Annotated in this window: 17 protein-coding genes; 7 read left to right on the forward strand and 10 right to left on the reverse strand. The window is 70.3% G+C overall.

What is annotated here, in order from left to right; genetic code table 11:
- Nucleotides 1-48: 48 nt before the first annotated feature.
- The 4 genes from ABZ434_RS07105 to ABZ434_RS07120 are packed head-to-tail and all read left to right on the forward strand — an operon-like array spanning nucleotide 49 to nucleotide 4,781.
- Nucleotides 49-1,407, forward strand: coding sequence for an extracellular solute-binding protein (locus tag ABZ434_RS07105; protein ID WP_359132744.1), 1,359 nt, complete (start codon nucleotides 49-51; stop codon nucleotides 1,405-1,407).
- Complete coding sequence (locus ABZ434_RS07110) at nucleotides 1,404-2,345, forward strand: sugar ABC transporter permease (RefSeq protein WP_359132745.1); 942 nt, start codon at nucleotides 1,404-1,406, stop codon at nucleotides 2,343-2,345. Before ABZ434_RS07105 ends, ABZ434_RS07110 begins: the two co-directional genes overlap by 4 nt.
- A complete protein-coding gene (locus ABZ434_RS07115) occupies nucleotides 2,342-3,211 on the forward strand; it encodes a carbohydrate ABC transporter permease (protein WP_359132746.1) in 870 nt (289 codons plus the stop codon). The genes ABZ434_RS07110 and ABZ434_RS07115 overlap by 4 nt, the downstream gene beginning before the upstream one ends.
- A 52-nt stretch (nucleotides 3,212-3,263) precedes the next feature.
- Nucleotides 3,264-4,781, forward strand: a complete 1,518-nt coding sequence (locus tag ABZ434_RS07120; RefSeq protein WP_359132747.1) for an alpha-N-arabinofuranosidase — start codon at nucleotides 3,264-3,266, stop codon at nucleotides 4,779-4,781.
- 94 nt (nucleotides 4,782-4,875) lie between these two features.
- On the opposite strand, the gene ABZ434_RS07125 is transcribed toward ABZ434_RS07120, so the two are convergent.
- A complete protein-coding gene (locus ABZ434_RS07125) occupies nucleotides 4,876-5,052 on the reverse strand; it encodes a hypothetical protein (protein WP_359132748.1) in 177 nt (58 codons plus the stop codon).
- Between the two features lie 108 nt (nucleotides 5,053-5,160).
- On the opposite strand from ABZ434_RS07125, the gene ABZ434_RS07130 reads away from it, so the two are divergent.
- Complete coding sequence (locus ABZ434_RS07130; RefSeq protein ID WP_359132749.1) at nucleotides 5,161-5,937, forward strand: EI24 domain-containing protein; 777 nt, start codon at nucleotides 5,161-5,163, stop codon at nucleotides 5,935-5,937.
- Between the two features lie 11 nt (nucleotides 5,938-5,948).
- On the opposite strand, the gene ABZ434_RS07135 is transcribed toward ABZ434_RS07130, so the two are convergent.
- The 3 genes from ABZ434_RS07135 to ABZ434_RS07145 all read right to left on the reverse strand — a co-directional run bounded on the left by ABZ434_RS07135 (nucleotide 5,949) and on the right by ABZ434_RS07145 (nucleotide 9,950).
- Nucleotides 5,949-7,886: an FAD-dependent oxidoreductase gene (locus tag ABZ434_RS07135; RefSeq protein ID WP_359132750.1), complete on the reverse strand. Its 1,938-nt coding sequence runs from the start codon at nucleotides 7,884-7,886 to the stop codon at nucleotides 5,949-5,951.
- Nucleotides 7,887-8,025: 139 nt separating this feature from the next.
- Nucleotides 8,026-9,024 carry an aldose epimerase family protein gene (locus ABZ434_RS07140; protein ID WP_359132751.1) on the reverse strand — a complete coding sequence of 333 codons (999 nt, stop codon included), beginning with the start codon at nucleotides 9,022-9,024 and terminating at the stop codon, nucleotides 8,026-8,028.
- An 11-nt stretch (nucleotides 9,025-9,035) separates the two neighbouring features.
- Entirely contained in the window at nucleotides 9,036-9,950 is a 915-nt protein-coding gene (locus ABZ434_RS07145) for an SGNH/GDSL hydrolase family protein (protein WP_359132753.1), read from the reverse strand.
- Between the two features lie 353 nt (nucleotides 9,951-10,303).
- Here ABZ434_RS07145 and ABZ434_RS07150 point away from each other — a divergent pair, with 353 nt between their 5' ends.
- Entirely contained in the window at nucleotides 10,304-10,798 is a 495-nt protein-coding gene (locus ABZ434_RS07150) for a DUF3145 domain-containing protein (RefSeq protein ID WP_359132754.1), read from the forward strand.
- Between the two features lie 114 nt (nucleotides 10,799-10,912).
- Here the strand turns inward: ABZ434_RS07150 and fabF are convergent, their stop codons facing one another.
- From fabF to ABZ434_RS07175, 5 genes are all read right to left on the reverse strand, one after another.
- The gene (gene fabF, locus ABZ434_RS07155; protein WP_359132755.1) at nucleotides 10,913-12,175 is read right to left on the reverse strand and encodes a beta-ketoacyl-ACP synthase II; all 1,263 of its coding nucleotides are present in this window, start codon (nucleotides 12,173-12,175) and stop codon (nucleotides 10,913-10,915) included.
- A 76-nt stretch (nucleotides 12,176-12,251) separates the two neighbouring features.
- Entirely contained in the window at nucleotides 12,252-12,500 is a 249-nt protein-coding gene (locus ABZ434_RS07160; protein ID WP_359081540.1) for an acyl carrier protein, read from the reverse strand.
- A gap of 63 nt (nucleotides 12,501-12,563) precedes the next feature.
- Nucleotides 12,564-13,565: a ketoacyl-ACP synthase III gene (locus ABZ434_RS07165; RefSeq protein ID WP_359132756.1), complete on the reverse strand. Its 1,002-nt coding sequence runs from the start codon at nucleotides 13,563-13,565 to the stop codon at nucleotides 12,564-12,566.
- Nucleotides 13,566-13,578: 13 nt separating this feature from the next.
- Nucleotides 13,579-14,493 carry an ACP S-malonyltransferase gene (locus ABZ434_RS07170; protein WP_359132757.1) on the reverse strand — a complete coding sequence of 305 codons (915 nt, stop codon included), beginning with the start codon at nucleotides 14,491-14,493 and terminating at the stop codon, nucleotides 13,579-13,581.
- Nucleotides 14,494-14,582: 89 nt separating this feature from the next.
- Nucleotides 14,583-15,782, reverse strand: a complete 1,200-nt coding sequence (locus ABZ434_RS07175) for a helix-turn-helix domain-containing protein (RefSeq protein WP_359132758.1) — start codon at nucleotides 15,780-15,782, stop codon at nucleotides 14,583-14,585.
- A 174-nt stretch (nucleotides 15,783-15,956) separates the two neighbouring features.
- Here ABZ434_RS07175 and ABZ434_RS07180 point away from each other — a divergent pair, with 174 nt between their 5' ends.
- Entirely contained in the window at nucleotides 15,957-16,613 is a 657-nt protein-coding gene (locus tag ABZ434_RS07180; protein ID WP_359132760.1) for a pirin family protein, read from the forward strand.
- Between the two features lie 78 nt (nucleotides 16,614-16,691).
- Here ABZ434_RS07180 and ABZ434_RS07185 read toward each other — a convergent pair whose 3' ends face one another.
- The gene (locus tag ABZ434_RS07185; protein WP_359132761.1) at nucleotides 16,692-17,006 is read right to left on the reverse strand and encodes a hypothetical protein; all 315 of its coding nucleotides are present in this window, start codon (nucleotides 17,004-17,006) and stop codon (nucleotides 16,692-16,694) included.
- Between the last annotated feature and the right edge of the window lie 38 nt (nucleotides 17,007-17,044).

Here is a 17,044-nt window from a genome sequence, read left to right on the forward strand (position 1 = left end):
TTCGAAGTTACGAGCAGCATTCGATATTTCGAATAGTGAGGGCGGGGCATGGGACGACCTGGCCTGAATCGCAGGCAACTGATCACGGGGCTGGGCGGCGCGGCCGTGGCAGGCAGCTTCGGCTTCGCGGCGCTCGGTAGCGGTGCGGACGCCCTCGCGTCGAGCGCGGCCACCCGGGTCCGCTACTGGAACCTCTTCAGCGGCGGCGACGGCTACAACATGATCGCGATGCTCGACGCCTTCCGTGAGGAGCACCCCGGCATCGACGTGAAGGACTCGACCCTCCAGTGGGGCAGCCCCTTCTACACCAAGCTCGCCATGGCGGCGGCGGGCAACCGCGCACCGGACCTCGGCGTGATGCACCTCGGCCGCGTCACCGGGTTCTCCCCCGGCCGCCTCCTGGACCCCTGGGACGTCGGCCTGCTCGCCAAGTACGGCGTGAAGGAAGCCGACTTCAACCCCGCACTGTGGAAGCGCGCGGTCATCGACGGCAAGCTCTACGCCCTCCCGCTCGACATCCACGTACAGCTCTGCTTCTACCGCAAGGACGTACTCGGGAAGGCCGGCCTGCTCGGCGACGACGGACGGATGGTGCCGGTCACGTCGGCCGACGAGTGGTTCGACGTGCTCGCAAAGGCGAAGAAGGCCACGAAGAAGGGGCTGCAGACCATCGGTCTGTGGGCCAACGACCAGAACTTCCAGTGGTGGTTCTTCGTCGCCTTCTACACCCAGCTCGGCGGCACCTGGTTCGACGCCGCCAACTCCGACGTCACCTTCGACACCGACAAGGCCACCGAGGTCCTGGAGTTCATGCACCGGCACATCGCCGACGGCTACTCCGACCCCGGCTTCGCGGGTGGGGCCGGGGCCGAACAGTTCATCAACGGCTCCCCGTTCTGCTGGGAGGGCAACTGGTCGGTGCCGGTGTTCTCCGGGGCGAAGATCGAGTACGGCGCGACGCCGCTGCCGCCCGTCTTCGGCAAGCGTGCCACCCACGCCGAATCGCACTCCTTCGTCCTGCCGCACCAGTCCGGCCGCGGAGGCGACGCCAACGAGGCCGCCCACCAACTCGCCGCGTACGTAGTCAGACACGCCCAGCAGTGGGCCGCCGGCGGGCACATCCCCGCCTACACGCCGACCCTGTCCACCGACGCGTACAGGAGGCTCGAACCGCAGAACGAGTACGCCTCGGCGATGGACCACCAGGCAACCGAGCCGAAGGTGTGGTTCGCGGGCTCCACCGGCATCCTCGCCCAGCGCGTCGGGCCGATCGCCGCATCCTCCATGCTGGGCTCCGCCAAGCCGGAGGCCGCCGCCCGCCGCATGAAGAGCACGCTCACGGAACTCCTCGCCATGAAGAACCCCATGGACGGCAGAACCGCAGCGCAGGGAGGTGCGGCCGCATGACGACGACCAGCCCGCAGACCGTCCTCGCGCCCACCCGCACGAGGACCGCCGCCGACAGCGCCACGGTCCGCCGCAAGCAGGGCCTCCAGCACGGCGGCTGGTTCGTCGCCCCGTTCCTCGTCCTGTTCGCGCTCTTCGTGATCTGGCCGCTGCTGCGCGGCGTCTACCTCAGCTTCACGGACGCCAACATCTCCGGCGACGGCGCCGGCTTCATCGGCCTCGCCAACTACCGCGAGGCCCTGCACGACCAGCTGATGTGGGACGCGCTCGGCCACAGCGCCTACTTCACCCTGCTCGTCGTGCCGTGCATCACCGTGCTCGCCTTCCTCCTCGCGATGCTCGCCCACCACATCGAGCGCGGCCAGTGGCTGTGGCGGCTGTGCTTCTTCATCCCGTTCCTGCTGCCGTCGACCGTCGCCGGCAACCTGTGGCAGTGGCTGTTCAACCCCGGTTCGGGCATGGTCAATCACGTCTTCGGCCTCGAGACGCCATGGCTGACCGACACGTCGTACGCGATGCTCGCCATCGTCATCACCACCCTGTGGTGGACGGTCGGCTTCAGCTTCCTGCTCTACCTCGCGGCGCTCCAGGGCATCCCCGCCCACCTCTACGAGGCCGCCGAGCTGGACGGTGCGAACGCCTGGCACCGCATGGTCCACATCACCCTGCCCCTGCTGCGCAACATCACGGGTCTCGTGATCGCCCTGCAGATCCTCGCCTCGCTCCAGGTCTTCGACCAGGCCGTCGTGATGCAGGACTTCGGCCCGGGGCCCGAGGGAGCGACCCGCACCTTCGTGCAGTACACGCTCGAAGAGGGCTTCACCAGCTACCGCGTGGGCTATGCCTCCGCCATCTCCATCATCTTCTTCGTGATCATCGCCGCCGTCGCCCTCGCGCGGATGTGGCTGCTGCGCAACCGTGAGGAGGGCGGCCGATGACCACCGACGCCGCGCACACCCGTATCGAGTCCCCGACACGCACGCCCTGGTCGCCGAGCCAGATCGTGCTCACCCTCATCGGCGTCGCCGTCTCCGCCGTCTTCCTGGCACCGCTCGCCTGGGCCCTGTTCACCTCCCTCAAGTCCGAGACCGAGGCCGTCGAGGTGCCCACGCACTGGCTGCCCGACCACTGGACGGGCCAGGCGTGGAAGGCCCTCTTCGAGACCGGCAACATCACCAACTGGTTCGTGAACTCGCTCGTCGTCTCGGTGTGTGTGACCGCGGTGGTCCTTCTGGTGAGCGCACTCGCCGGATACGGCTTCGCCCGCACGGAGTTCAAGGGCAAGGCTTTCCTGATGGGCGTGGTGATGGCGGGCCTGATGGTCTCGCCCGCCGTCCTCGGCGTCCCGCTGTTCACCACGGTCCAGCAGATGGGGATGGTCGACACCTACTGGGGCATGATCCTGCCGCAGTGCGCGCCCGCCGCGATGGTCTACATCCTCTACAAGTTCTTCCAGGGCATCCCGAGGGAGCTGGAGGAGGCCGCGTACATCGACGGCGCCGGCCGCTGGCGGGTGTTCTTCACCATCATCGTGCCGCTGTCCCGCCCCTCGCTCTCCGCGGTCGGCATCTTCACCTTCATCGCGTCCTGGAACAACTTCCTGTGGCCGTACATGGTGACCAACAACCCCGACCTCATGACCATGCCGAACGGCATCGCGACCGTCATGAACTCCTACGGCATCCAGTGGGCCCAGCTCATGGCCGGAGGGCTCATGGCCGGGCTGCCCCTGATCATCGTCTTCGTCTTCTTCCAGCGCCAGATCGTCAGCGGTGTCGCCCACACCGGCCTCGCAGGCCAGTGACCTGCACCTCTCACCCGTCAACGACCGAAACACCGAACACAGCGAGGAAGTCATGACCCGCACCGCCCGCTTCACCCTCGACCCGGCGTTCACCGTCGGCGATGTCGACCCCCGCCTCTTCGGCTCGTTCGTGGAACACCTCGGCCGCTGCGTCTACGACGGCATATACGAGCCCGGCCACCCCTCGGCCGACGAGGCCGGGCTGCGCACCGACGTCCTGGAACTGATCCGCGAGCTCGGCGTCACCGCCATCCGCTACCCCGGCGGCAACTTCGTCTCCGGCTACCGCTGGGAGGACAGCGTCGGCCCCGCCGACGAACGGCCGCGCCGCCTCGACCTCGCCTGGCGCTCCACCGAGACGAACCGCTTCGGCCTCTCCGAGTTCATCGCCTTCTGCAAGAAGATCGGCCCGCAGGCCGAGCCCATGATGGCCGTCAACCTCGGCACCCGGGGCGTCCAGGAGGCCATCGAGCTCCAGGAGTACGCCAACCACCCGGCCGGCACCGAACTCTCCGAGCGCCGCATCGCGCACGGCGACAAGGATCCCTTCGGCATCAGGCTGTGGTGCCTGGGCAACGAGATGGACGGTCCCTGGCAGACCGGTCACAAGACCGCCGAGGAGTACGGCCGGATCGCCGCCGAGACGGCCCGCGCGATGCGGCAGATCGACCCGTCCGTCGAACTCGTCGCCTGTGGCTCCTCGGGCCGGTCCATGTCCACGTTCGCCGCGTGGGAGGCGACGGTCCTCGCCGAGACGTACGACCTCGTCGACTACGTCTCGCTGCACGCCTACTACGAGGAGACCGGCGGCGACCGCGACTCGTTCCTGGCCTCCGCGGTGGACATGGAGTCCTTCATCGAGGACGTCGTCGCCACCTGCGACCACGTCGGAGCGAGGCTGAAGTCCACGAAGAGGATCAACCTCTCGTTCGACGAGTGGAACGTCTGGTACATGGCCCGCAGCCAGCAGGACGCCGAGGAGAACCCCCTCGACTGGCCCGAGGCACCCCGCCTGCTGGAGGACAACTACTCCGTCACCGACGCCGTCGTCTTCGGCACCCTGCTCATCGCCCTGCTCCGCCACGCCGACCGCGTGACCGTGGCCTGCCTGGCCCAGTTGGTCAACGTGATCGCCCCGATCATGACCGAGCCCGGCGGGCCGGCCTGGCGGCAGACCACGTTCTTCCCGTTCGCCCAGGCCGCACGGCACGGCCGGGGCCAGGTCCTGGACGTACGGGTGGACTCGCCCACGTACACGACGGCCAAGTACGGCGACACGGATCTGCTGCACGCCACCGCCGTCCGCGACCCGGAGACCGGAGCCGTCACCGTCTTCGCGGTCAACCGCGGCCAGGAGACGCCCCTCCCGCTCGAAGTCGCCCTGCACGGCTTCGACCTGACGCAGATCACCGAGCACCAGGTCGTCGCCGACGCGGACCCGGACGCCCGCAACACCCTCACCGAGCCCGGGCGGGTCGCCCCGCACCCGGCGAAGGGCACGGTGCTCGACGGGGGAGTGCTGCGGGCGACGCTGGAGCCGATGTCCTGGAACATGATCCGTCTCGCCTGACGCCGGCTCGCGATGAGCGGGAGTGGGCGTCGAGCCGTCCGAGCACCTGTCCGCCCGTCGAGGCCGAAGTCGCCTCTTGCCGCCGGGTGATCATCTAGAGCATGGCCCGGGTTGTGTCGTTCTCGGAGTCGATTCCGTGAACCTCGGTGCCGTCGAAGGTGACGGGATCGGCGCTGCGGGCGAACATGGCCTGTTCGTACGTGGTGAGCGCGGCCTCGACGTCGCCGGGGCGCGCGGCGAGGGCCTTGCCGAACCCGGCACCGTCGAGCATGGCAAGGTCGGCGCCTTCGCCGTCGGGGCTGCGACAGGGGACCGGCGGCTCCCGACGGATGACCGACGCCCGGCGAAGAGCCCGCCCCGGCCCCGTTACGCTGGCGGCATGCGTGATCTCGGGGCGGGCCTCGGCCATCTGATCAAAGGGCAGCGCTGGGTCGTCCGGCACGGCAGATGGTTCGGCCTCGGGCTGCTGCCCGGCCTGATCACCCTCGTCCTGTACGCGGGCGCCCTCGTCGGCCTCGGCTACGGGGCCGACGACCTGGCGGGGTGGGCGACCCCGTTCGCCGACGACTGGTCCTCGCCCTGGCTCGGTCTGCTCCGCAACACCCTGACCGTGCTGGTCTTCGCCTTCGGCCTCTTCCTCGCCGTCATCACGTTCACGGCCGTGACCCTGCTCGTCGGGCAGCCCTTCTACGAGTCGCTCTCCGAGGAGGTGGACCGGGCCGAGGGAGGCAAGGCTCCCCAGTCCGGTCTGCCGTTCTGGCGGGAGCTGTGGATCTCCGCCCGCGACAGCGTGCGCATTCTGGTGCGTGTCGCGCTGTACGCCGTCCTGCTCTTCGCCTTCGGTTTCGTCCCGGTCGCCGGCCAGACCGTCGTCCCGCTCATCGGCTTCTGCGTCACGGGGTACTTCCTCGCCGAGGAACTCACGGCTGTCGCGCTCCAGCGGCGCGGCATGGTGCTGAAGGACCGGCTCGCCCTGCTCCGCAGCCGCCGACTGCTGATTCTGGGCTTCGGCGTCCCGCTGGGACTCGCCTTCCTGATCCCCTTCGTCGCCGTCTTCCTGATGCCGGGGGCCGTCGCGGGGGCGACTCTGCTGGCGCGCGACCTGGTGGGGGACGACGGCGACGCGGTGGGCGCGGGGGCGGCGCCGCCCCCGTAGCCCGGAGCGGGTCAGCTCCCGTGCACCTCCAGGGCCGTTCGGACAGCCGACTCCAACGCCCCCTCGATCCAGGCGGGCTTGACGGACGTGTGGCAGCCCGCGAAGTGCAACGGCCCCTCGACCGAGCGCACGTCGGCGAGCAGTTCGGTGTGCTGGCCGGGCAGCAGGACGGCGGCCTCGCCGTACGCGTACGGGTCGCGCATCCACGACTGGGTGGCGCCGGCGCCCGTGTAGAAGACCTCGATGCGCTGCCCGTACACGTCCTGGACCCCGCCCAGGGCGTGCGGGTAGCGCTCGTCGTCGTCCAGAGAGTCCCACTTCAGGGCGTCGTCGGCCCAGCTGTACGAGGCGAGGAGGACCCCGCCGCGGCTGCCGGCGACCGGGTGCGAGGGCTGGTACATGAAACGGTTCGCGTTGTCGGTGACCGATCCGCCGCCGATGACATGGGCCGCCTCGGGCTGGTTGCGGGCGGTCGCGCGATACGCCGCGTAGTGCACGCGCTGGTTGGGCGGGAGGTGACCGGGCGGCACGGAGGGGTGTGCGCCCAGCAGCGAGCCGTCCGCCGGAGCCTTCCCGAGCCGGTACGCGTCGTACAGGCCGGGCCGGACCCGCTCCAGCTCCTCCTTCCAGTCCTTCTCCTCGAACTCCCACCAGCGACGGCTGAATTCGAGCAGGACCTTGGTGGCCACGTCGTAGTGGACCTCGGTGACGGCCCGCCGCTTGCCGTACGAGAGCGCGGGCGTGACCGGGATGTGCCGGAGGCCGGAGAACGGCACGGTGACGATGGCACGGTCGCCGGTGAAGGTCTCCCGCACGACCTTGCCGTCGCGGCCCTCCGACACCGTCTCGACGCGGACGCCGTCCTCCCCGTGGCTGATCCGGGCGGCGCGGCGGTCCAGCCGCACCAGGTCCTCGACCCGCGCGTACATGGCGTCGGCCAGGGTCGCCGTACCGTCGGGGAGCTCGTAGAAGGCGGTGTCCGGGCTGATCAGGGAGGCACCGATGAAGCTGTGCACGAAGGCGAGGGGGAGCCGCGAGGTGAGGTTCTCGACGGTGCCGATGAGGTCGATGGTGCGCTCGTCGAGCCCGGCCGCCTCGGTCAGGAAGCGGAACATGGACCAGTGCCCGTACCGCTGGATGACCCGGGCCCACCCCCGGACGAGCTCCGAGCCCTCCTTGCCCTCGAACTCCTTGCGTACGGGGGCGAAGGCCTCCCGCACGATGGCCGAGGCGGTCTTGTCCTCGAACGCGGCGGGGACCCCGAAGGAGCGGTTGACCGCCTGCGGCCTCCTCGCGTAGTCAGCCTTGCGGATCCGGATGCCGTTGACGTGGAGCCAGGTGTGGTTGACGGGCTTGCCGTCGGCGTCGACGTCGACGAGATGGAAACGGCGGCGCTTCAGCTCGAAGCCGTCCATGAGCCCGGTGACGAGCGGGTGGCTCTCGGGGATCCGCATCGCCCCGGCCTCGGCGTACTGCTTCGGGTCGGCGAAGGGCGATTTCGCGTTCTCGTGGCCGCCGTTGCGGAAGGTCTTGATCCGGCCGCCGACCCGGTTGCCGTTGGCCTCGATCACGGTGACCGTGTGCCCGGCCTCGCGCAGCAGGTGGGCGGCGGTGAGCCCGGCCGGGCCCGCACCGATGACCAGCACCTTCTTGGGGCTCCTGCCACTGCGCGGCAGACCCTTGGAGAGCAGGACGTCGCGGTAGTGCGGCACCAGCGACCTGTCCTGTTCGTCGTGCACGAGGACGGCCCGGGCAACGGTCAGGCAGGCGTCCCAGTCGGAGCCGGGGGCGGCGAGGGGGGCGGCGGGCGCCGCGAGGGGGGCGGACGCGGCCGCGTCGGCCGGGGTCGCGGCGGTCGTGGCCAGGGCAGCGGCACCTGCGGCGGCGCCCGTGAGCAGGGTGCGCCTGGAGGGCAGGCCGGAAGTCGGTTCGGCAGGCTTGGAAGTCATGCCGTCACCCTGGGGGGCGCGGAAAGGGGCGCACTGACCGAACGCGCGTAGACCGCCGGAGATCACTCCCAGGTGCCGCTTAACGATCTTGTATTATCGGCGTTCCCGCAGGTCAGATCGGGTCCTCCTGAGGTCCGCCTCAGCGCGCCGAGAAGCCGTACACCGTCGTCGACACGTACTCCCCGCCCGGCCTCAGCACCGTGCTCGGGAACTCCGGCCGGTTCGGCGAGTCCGGGAAGTGCTGGGTCTCCAGGGCGATCCCGGCGCACGGCCCGAACGGCCGCCCGTCGAAGTGGTCCGCCGTGTACAGCTGCATGCCGGGCTCGGTCGTCGTGACGGTCAGGACGCGTCCCGACACGTCGTCGTACAACTCGGCGACCGGGCCCGTCACGCCCTCGTCCAGCACGAAGTTGTGGTCGTACTCCTTGGAGACCGGCCGCGCCTCCCGGAAGTCGAACCGGGTGCCCTCGACCGGCAGGAACTCACCCGTCGGCAGCGACTCCGCGTCCGCCGGGGTGATCCGTCCGGCCGCGATCCGCAACCGCTGGCCCAGCGCGCTGCCGGAGTCGGCGCCCGCCAGGTTCCAGTACGTGTGGTTCGTCAGGTTCACCACGGTCGGCGCGTCCGTCGTCGCCCGGTACGCGATCCGCAGGGCCCCGTCCTCGTCCAGCGTGTAGGCCACCGAGAGCTCCAGCCGCCCGGGAAAGCCCTCCTCGCCGTCCGCCGCGACCAGGGAGAGCTCCACCCCGTCGGTGATCTCGTGTGCGCCCCACACGCGCTTGTCGAAGCCGACGGCCCCGCCGTGCACATGGTTGCGGCCCTCGTTGCGCGTGACGTGATGCGTCCGCCCGTCGAGAACGAACTCCGCGCCGCCGATCCGGTTCGCATACCGCCCGACCAGCGCGCCGAAGTACGGCCCGGTGTACTGCTGGTACGAGGCGAGGTCCGGCAGCCCGAGCGCCACCCCGGCCCGCACGCCGTCCCGGTCCGGCACCTCGACCGACTGCACGACGGCGCCGTACGTCAGCACCCGCACCCGCGTACCGCCGCGCTCCAGCGTCCAACGGTCCACGGGGGTGCCGTCCCCGAGGGTGCCGAAGTGTTCCGTGCGCGTCGCCGTGTTCGAACCCGTGTCCATGATCGCGAACTTTAGCCCGGAGGCCGCGCCGCCGTGACATTGCGGTAGGCGATCTCGGCCAGCCGGGCCTGCCCGTTGCGCCCCGGATGGAACCAGTCCCACTGGCTGAGCTGCTTGCCGGTGAACCGGTAGTCGAACACCGCCCCGCCGTCGTAACGGCAGCGCCGGTCCTTCGCGCACACCTCGCGCAGCACCTCGTTGTACGCGACGACACGGTCCTGCACCGCCGAGCGCCTGGCCACCGCCGAGGCACCCATGTTGTCCGCGTCCCCGAGCATCGACTTGCAGATGCCCAGCTTCCAGATCTGCTTGCCCAGCTGGTTGCCCCGGCCCGTCGACCAGAGCCGCTTGAGGTCCGGCACGCTCGACACGTACACCTGCGCCTTCGGTGCCGTGCCACGCAGCTGACGCATCGACGCCTCGAACGACGCCCGGAAGTCCGCCAGCGGCGTCATGGCCCGCACCGAGTCCCGGCAGGCGTCGTTCGCGCCGATCATCACGGTCACCAGATCGGGGTCGTCCCGCGCGGCCAGTGCCATCTGCTCCGGCAGCTGGGCGATCCTGGCCCCCGTCTCGGCGTGGTTCCAACTGTGGGCGGCCGCGCCGGAGGCCCCGAGGAGGCGTACCGCCAGGCTGTGCACCGAACGGTCCGTGCCGGTCGCCCAGGAGGCCTCGGGGCAGTCGGCCAGCACCGAACAGGCGTCGAAGCCGCGGGTGATGGAATCCCCGACCGCGGCAACCGACTCCGGGCTGCGGTCCCAGACCGGCGCGGCCGCCGGCCGGCGCCCCCCGTCGGCCTTCGCACCCTTCGTCGTCCCGTCGGCCCCGGAGTCACAGCCCGTCAGGACGGCAGTGCCGAGGAACGACACAGCGGCAAGCGCGGCCAGCGTGGTGCGCGAGCGGTGCCGTACGGAGCGATCCGGCATGTCCTCGTCCCCTCCTGTCCCATGCCTCCGGCACACCTGTGCGGCACCGGTCGGCGGGCCCGCGCGCCCTGCCGGGTGAAGCTGAGCGAATCATGGGCCCAGGACCGACGGTACGTCACACCTCGGGCGCCGCCGCACGGTAGCTTTTCCACGTCGAACCAGTGGCTCTTCCGGCTGCCCGGCTCCACTCGGGTGGCCCTCGAACATCACATCACGTCACATACCCTCCCTTCTTCGGACATTAACTCCCGATACTGTTTACTGATGACAGCTTCGGGAAGTCGGCCGACAAGCGGTGGTACGGGCGCGAGGCCGCTGGGGAAGGCGAACCTCGTCCCACACTGGAGGTCCCCGTGACGACACGTGGAGTCCTGTACGTCCACTCAGCCCCGCGCGCGCTCTGCCCTCATGTCGAATGGGCGGTGGGGGGCGTACTGGGCGTGCGGGTCCAGCTCGACTGGATCAGACAGCCGGCCGCCCCCGGCACCTGGCGTTCCGAATTCTCCTGGCAGGCCCGCCCGGGCACGGCGTCGAAGCTGGCCTCCGCGCTGCGCGGCTGGGATCTGCTGCGCTTCGAGGTGACCGCGGAGCCCTCCCCGACCGCGGAGGGCGAGCGCTACAGCTCCACGCCCGAGCTCGGCATCTTCCACGCCGTCACCGGTATGCACGGCGACATCCTGGTCCCCGAGGACCGGCTGCGGGCCGCGCTGGCGCGCTCGCTGAGCGGTGAGACGGACCTGGAGGGCGAGGTCGCCAAGCTCCTGGGCAAGCCGTGGGACGACGAACTGGAGTCCTTCCGCCACGCCGGCGAGGGCGCGCCGGTGCGGTGGCTGCACCAGGTGGTGTGAGCCGGGGCTCCGCCCCGGACCCCGCTCCTCAATCGCCGGAGGGGCTTGAAAGCAAGCGTGAAGCCCGCCCCCTCGCGAGAGGGAGACGGGCTTCACGCGTACAGGCGCAAAAGATCACACGCTACGGAACGCCAGCACCACGTTGTGGCCGCCGAAGCCGAACGAGTTGTTGATCGCCGCGATCGGCCCCTCCGGCAGCGGGCGGGGCTCATCGCGCACGATGTCCGCCTCGACCGCCTCGTCGAGGTGGTCGACGTTGATGGTCGGCGGAGCCATCCGGTGGTGCAGGGCCAGCACCGTCGCCACGGTCTCGATCCCGCCCGCGCCACCGAGCAGGTGACCCGTCATCGACTTCGTCGCCGAGATCGCCACGTGGTCCAGGTCGTCGCCCAGGACCTTGCGCAGTGCCTTCAGCTCAGCGATGTCGCCCTGCGGCGTGGACGTCGCGTGGGCATTGAGGTGCACGACCTCGGACGGCTTGAGGTCCGTCTGGTCCAGCAGGTTCTGCATCGCCGTGGCGATACCGCGCCCGGTCGGCTCGGGCTGGGCGATGTGGTGGGCGTCCGCGGACAGCCCCTGCCCCAGCACCTCGCAGTAGACCCGGGCGCCACGTGCGGCGGCGTGCTCGGCGGACTCCAGCACGACGACACCGGCACCCTCGCCGAGCACGAAGCCGTCGCGGCCCGTGTCGTACGGACGCGAGGCCTTCTCGGGCTCGTCGTTGCTCTTGGACATCGCCATCATGTTGGCGAACGCGGCGATCGGCAGCGGGTGGATCGCAGCCTCGGTGCCACCGGCGAGGACCACGTCGGCACGGCCGGTGCGGATCATCTCGACGGCGTACCCGATGGCCTCGGCACCCGACGCACAGGCGGAGACCGGGGTGTGGACGCCCGCCTGGGCGTTCACCTCGATCCCGACGTTGGCGGCCGGGCCGTTCGGCATGAGCATGGGCACGGTGTGCGGGGAGACGCGGCGTACGCCCTTCTCCTTCAGCACGTCGTACTGGTCGAGCAGGGTGATCACGCCGCCGATGCCGGAGGCGATGACCGAACCCAGCCGCTCGGGCCGGATCTTCTCGTCCTCACCGGCAGGGCCGGTGAAGCCCGCGTCCGCCCACGCCTCACGGGCCGCGATCAGCGCGAACTGCGCCGAGCGGTCCAGCTTGCGGGCGAGCGGGCGGGGCAGGACGTCGCCCGGGTCGACGGCCGCGAGGGCCGCGATCCGGACAGGCAGTTCGGCGAAACGTTCGTCCTCGAGAGGCTTGACGCCGGAACGGCCGGCCATCAGACCTTCCCAGGTCGATGCGGAATCGCCACCCAGCGGAGTGGTTGCGCCGATACCGGTGACGACCACGGTGCGATTGGTCGAGCTCACTGGAAAATCTTCTCCACGTGTAGAGGGTCGTGAATCAGCGGCGCCACCGCCGGGTGGCGACACAGCTGGGCTGGGATCAGCCCTGGTGCTTGAGGATGTAGTCGGCGGCGTCGCCGACCGTCTTGAGGTTCTTGACGTCCTCGTCGGGGATCTTGACGTCGAAGCGCTCCTCGGCGGCGACGACGACCTCGACCATGGACAGCGAGTCGACGTCCAGGTCGTCGGTGAAGGACTTGTCCAGCTCGACGTCCTCGACCGGGATACCGGCGATCTCGTTGACGATCTCGGCGAGACCCTTGACGATCTCTTCCTGCGTGGCGGCCATGTCGGCGCTCCTTCGGTGTATATCTGCTGGGTTCGGGCGTCCGGGCGAAAAGACCCGGTGTGCCTAGGGGAGGGTAACGACCGTCGCGGCGTAGACGAGACCCGCCCCGAAGCCGATGACGAGCGCGGTGTCGCCGCTCTTCGCCTGACCGGTCGCCAGGAGCCGCTCCATTGCGAGCGGAATCGAGGCGGCGGAGGTGTTGCCGGTGGTCTCCACGTCACGGGCGACCGTGACGTGCTCCGGCAGCTTCAGGGTCTTCACCATCGAGTCGATGATCCGCATGTTGGCCTGGTGCGGGATGAAGACGTCCAGGTCTTCCGGGGAGATCCCGGCCGCGTCCAGCGCCTGCTGGGCGACCTTCGCCATCTCGAAGACGGCCCAGCGGAAGACCGCCTGGCCCTCCTGCGTGATGGCGGGGAACTTCTCCGGACGGTCGGCGTGGAAGGTGTCCCACGCCACGGTCTGCTTGATCGTCTCGGACTTGTCGCCCTCGGAGCCCCAGACCGTCGGGCCTATGGCGGGCACCTTGGAGGGGCCGACGATGACCGCACCGGCGCCGTCGCCGAACAGGAACGCCGTCGCGCGGTCGCTCAGGTCGGTGAGGTCGCTCAGCCGCTCCACGCCGATGACGAGCACGTACTGGGCCGAGCCCTCGACGATCATGCCCTTGGCGAGCGTGAGGCCGTAGCCGAAGCCCGCGCAACCGGCCGAGATGTCGAAGGCGGCGGGCTTGCCCGCGCCGACCTTGTGGGCGATCTCGGTCGCGATGGCCGGGGTCTGCTTGAAGTGGGAGACGGTCGAGACGATGACCGCGCCGATCTGCTCCGGCGTGATTCCGGCGTCGGCGATGGCCTTGCCGGAAGCCTCGACGGACATCGCGGCCACGGTCTCCTGCTCGGAGGCCCAGTGGCGGGTGGCGATGCCGGACCGGGAGCGGATCCACTCGTCGGACGAGTCGATCGTCTCGAGGATCACCTCGTTGGGCACGACACGGGTCGGGCGGTAGCCGCCCACACCCATGATCCGTGCGTACGGGGCGCCCTGGCTGGGCTTGATCTTCGACATGCTCTCGGGCTCCTTAGGCGCCTGCGTGCTCAGCGATGAGCGCGCGGGCCGCGTCGAGGTCGTCGGGGGTCTTGAGCGCGAGGGTCTGCACGCCGGGCAGCGCGCGCTTGGCCAGACCGGTCAGCGTGCCACCGGGGCACGCCTCGACGATCGCGGTGACGCCCAGGGCCTTGAACGTCTCCATGCACAGGTCCCAGCGGACCGGGTTGGCGACCTGGCCGACCAGCCGGGAGATGACCTCCGCGCCGGTGGCGACGGTCTGCCCGTCGGCGTTCGAGACATATGTCACGGCCGGGTCCGAGACCTCCAGGGCCGTGGCGGCCTCACGGAGACGCTCGACCGCGGGAGCCATGTGGTGCGTGTGGAACGCGCCGGCCACCTTGAGCGGGACCACCCGGCGCACGCCCTCGGGCATGTCCTCGGCGAGCGCGGCGATCTGCGCGGCGGTGCCGGCGGCGACGATCTGGCCGCCCCCGTTGACGTTCGCCGGCGTCAGGCCGAGCTTCTCCAGGTGGGCGACGGTGACCTCGGGGTCACCGCCGAGCAGCGCGGCCATACCGGTCTCGGTGACCGCCGCGGCCTCGGCCATGCCGAGCCCCCGGGTACGTACGAAACGCAGCGCCGCCTCGTCGCCGATGACCCCGGCGAGGGCGGCTGCGGTGATTTCACCCACGCTGTGACCTGCGACGACAGCCGGTGAGGCGTCGAGCGCGGCAGCGGAGAGCAGACCGGCGGCGACCAGCAGCGGCTGAGCCACCGCGGTGTCGCGGATCTCCTCCGCGTCGGCCTTGGTGCCGTAGTGGGCAAGGTCGAGCCCGATGGCGTCGGACCAGGCCGCGATGCGGTCGGTGGCACCGGGGAGGTCGAGCCAGGGAGTCAGGAAGCCGGGCGTCTGAGCGCCTTGGCCGGGAGCGACGAGTACGAGCACCCTCACACTCTCTCTTGTGAACGGTACGGAACGCCCGTGGGGACAGGGACGAAGAACCGTAGGGGGAATTGTTGATGTCCGACAAAAGTCTAGGACTGGAGATCCCTGTCGGCCAGACGCCCCAGAATCAGGGCGATCCGCAGAGTGAAAGCCGAACGGACATCGGAGGGAGACCATCCGGTGACGTCTGTCACACGTCGGAGCCGGTAGCGCACGGTGTTGGGGTGGACGAACAACATGCGGGCGGCGCCTTCGAGACTGCTCGCCTGTTCCAGATACACACTCAGCGTCTCCAGGAGGGCAGAACCTGCTTCTTCGAGCGGTCTGTAGATCTCCTCCACCAACTGGTCCCGCGCGGCCGGGTCGCCCGCCATCGCGCGCTCCGGCAGCAGATCGTCCGCGAGGACCGGCCGCGGGGCGTCCTGCCAGGCGCTGCACGCCTTGAGCCCGGCGGCCGCGGCCTGCGCGGACCGGGTGGCCGCCAGCAGGTCGGGAACCACGGGGCCGGCGACGACCGGCCCGGCCGCGTACGGGCCGATCAGGGCCTTCGCGACCTGCAGCGGATTGTCACTGCCGCCGGCGATCACGACCAGGCGGTTGCCCAGCACCCCGGTCAGGACCTGGAGCTTGGCGTGCCGGGCGGCCCGGCGGATCGCCTCCACGGTCAGCTCGCTGTCGCCGTCCGGAGCCGTACCGAGGAGCACGCACACATGCTCGGGCGAGTTCCAGCCGAGCGCGGCGGCACGGGACACGGCGCCCTCGTCGGCCTCCCCGGAGAGCACCGCGTTGACCACGAGCGATTCCAGGCGGGCGTCCCACGCCCCGCGGGCCTCGGCGGCCTGGGCGTACACCTGGGCGGTCGCGAAGGCGATCTCCCGCGCGTAGACGAGGAGCGCCTCGCGCAGCACCGATTCGTCGCCGGGCGCGGCGACTTCGTCGATAGCCGCCTCCATGACCTCGATGGTCGTCCGCACCATCTCGACGGTCTGCCGCAGCGTGATCGCCCGGGTCAGCTCGCGCGGAGCCGTACCGAAGACATCGGTCGAGATGGCCTGCGGGGTCTCCGGATGCCGGAACCACTCGGTGAACGCGGCGATACCGGCCTGGGCCACCAGGCCGATCCACGAACGGTTCTCCGGAGGCATCGCCCGATACCAAGGCAGCGACTCGTCCATGCGGGCGATCGCGTTCGCGGCCAGCCGGCCGGAGGACTGCTCCAGCCGCTTCAGGGTCGCGGCATGGAGATGGGCGGCGTTCGCAGCGGACTGCTCAGGATCGGGTCGGGGCACGGGGACAAGACTGCCCTATCCGGACGGGTGCCCGAAGGGGCGGGGCGCTCCGCGGGTCGTACCGCCGGGTAGCCGGGCGTGGGTGGCACGTCTGGGAGCGCCCGCAGGATCACGTGGTCCGGAGGGCGCTTCCATCGAGCAGCCCGTCCGGCCGGGCCGGGCTACCGTGGGGAGGTGATTTCCGTACGTCGCGCGGGCGACCGCTTCAGGGGCGGGGACGGGGCGGCCGGCATCGAGTCCCGGCACTCCTTCTCCTTCGGCGCCTTCTACGACCCCGACAACCTCCGTTTCGGCCCGATCCTGGCCTGCAACGAGGAGCGTCTCGCCCCGGGCGCCGGCTTCGAGGAGCACCCGCACAGCCACACCGAGATCGTCACCTGGGTCGTGGAGGGCGAGCTGACCCACCGCGATTCGGCCGGTCACGCCACCGTCGTACGGCCCGGGGACGTCCAGCACCTCAGCGCGGCGTCCGGTGTCCGGCACGTCGAACGCAATGATGGGGAAGCGCCGTTGACGTTCCTCCAGATGTGGCTCGCGCCCCTGGAGCCGGGCGGCGAACCCTCGTACACGACCGTCCCGGGCATCGCCGATTCCACCCCGTACGCCCTGCCGGAGGCCGGCGCGATGCTTCATGTGCGCCGGCTGTCCGACGGAGAGCGCACAGCGGTACCGGACGCGCCGCGGGTGTACGTGCACGTGGTGCGGGGCGGGGTGCGGATCGGTGACGAGGAACTGACGGCGGGCGACGAGGCCCGGATCAGCGGGGAGACGGGGCTCGCACTTGTCGCGGGCGGGGCGGCCGAGGTGCTGGTCTGGGAGCTGCCGGACTGAGGCGCCGATCCGTGGCGCCGGCAGGTGACTTCGGCCGTGGGGCCGGCCGCTCCCCGGACAGCACCCCCGCCGCCCCCTTCACCAGTCGAATCTCTCCATGTCCTCTTCGGTCGCCCCGCGACAGCCGGCGATCACGTCTCCCTCGAACTGCACGAGGTAGAAGCCCTCGTCGTCCGAGCCGCACTGCTTGCACCATTCCGGATAGCCAGGGACCTCGAACCGGCCCGGCCGAGGGGACCCCTTGGCCCGGTCCGACCATGTGATCGTGTCGCCGACGCGGAACCTGTTCAGGTACACGTCCCCGAAGTGGAACTGGATCACCAAGTCCTCCTGCGAACCGCACCGGGGGCATGGGGACGGTGCGGGGACGAAGAGCCGGTCGTACACACCCATTCTTCAGCACCTCTCGTTCGAACCCATGCGGTCGTGGC

The organism is Streptomyces sp. NPDC005761 (assembly GCF_040630635.1).
Taxonomy (GTDB): Bacteria; Actinomycetota; Actinomycetes; order Streptomycetales; family Streptomycetaceae; genus Streptomyces.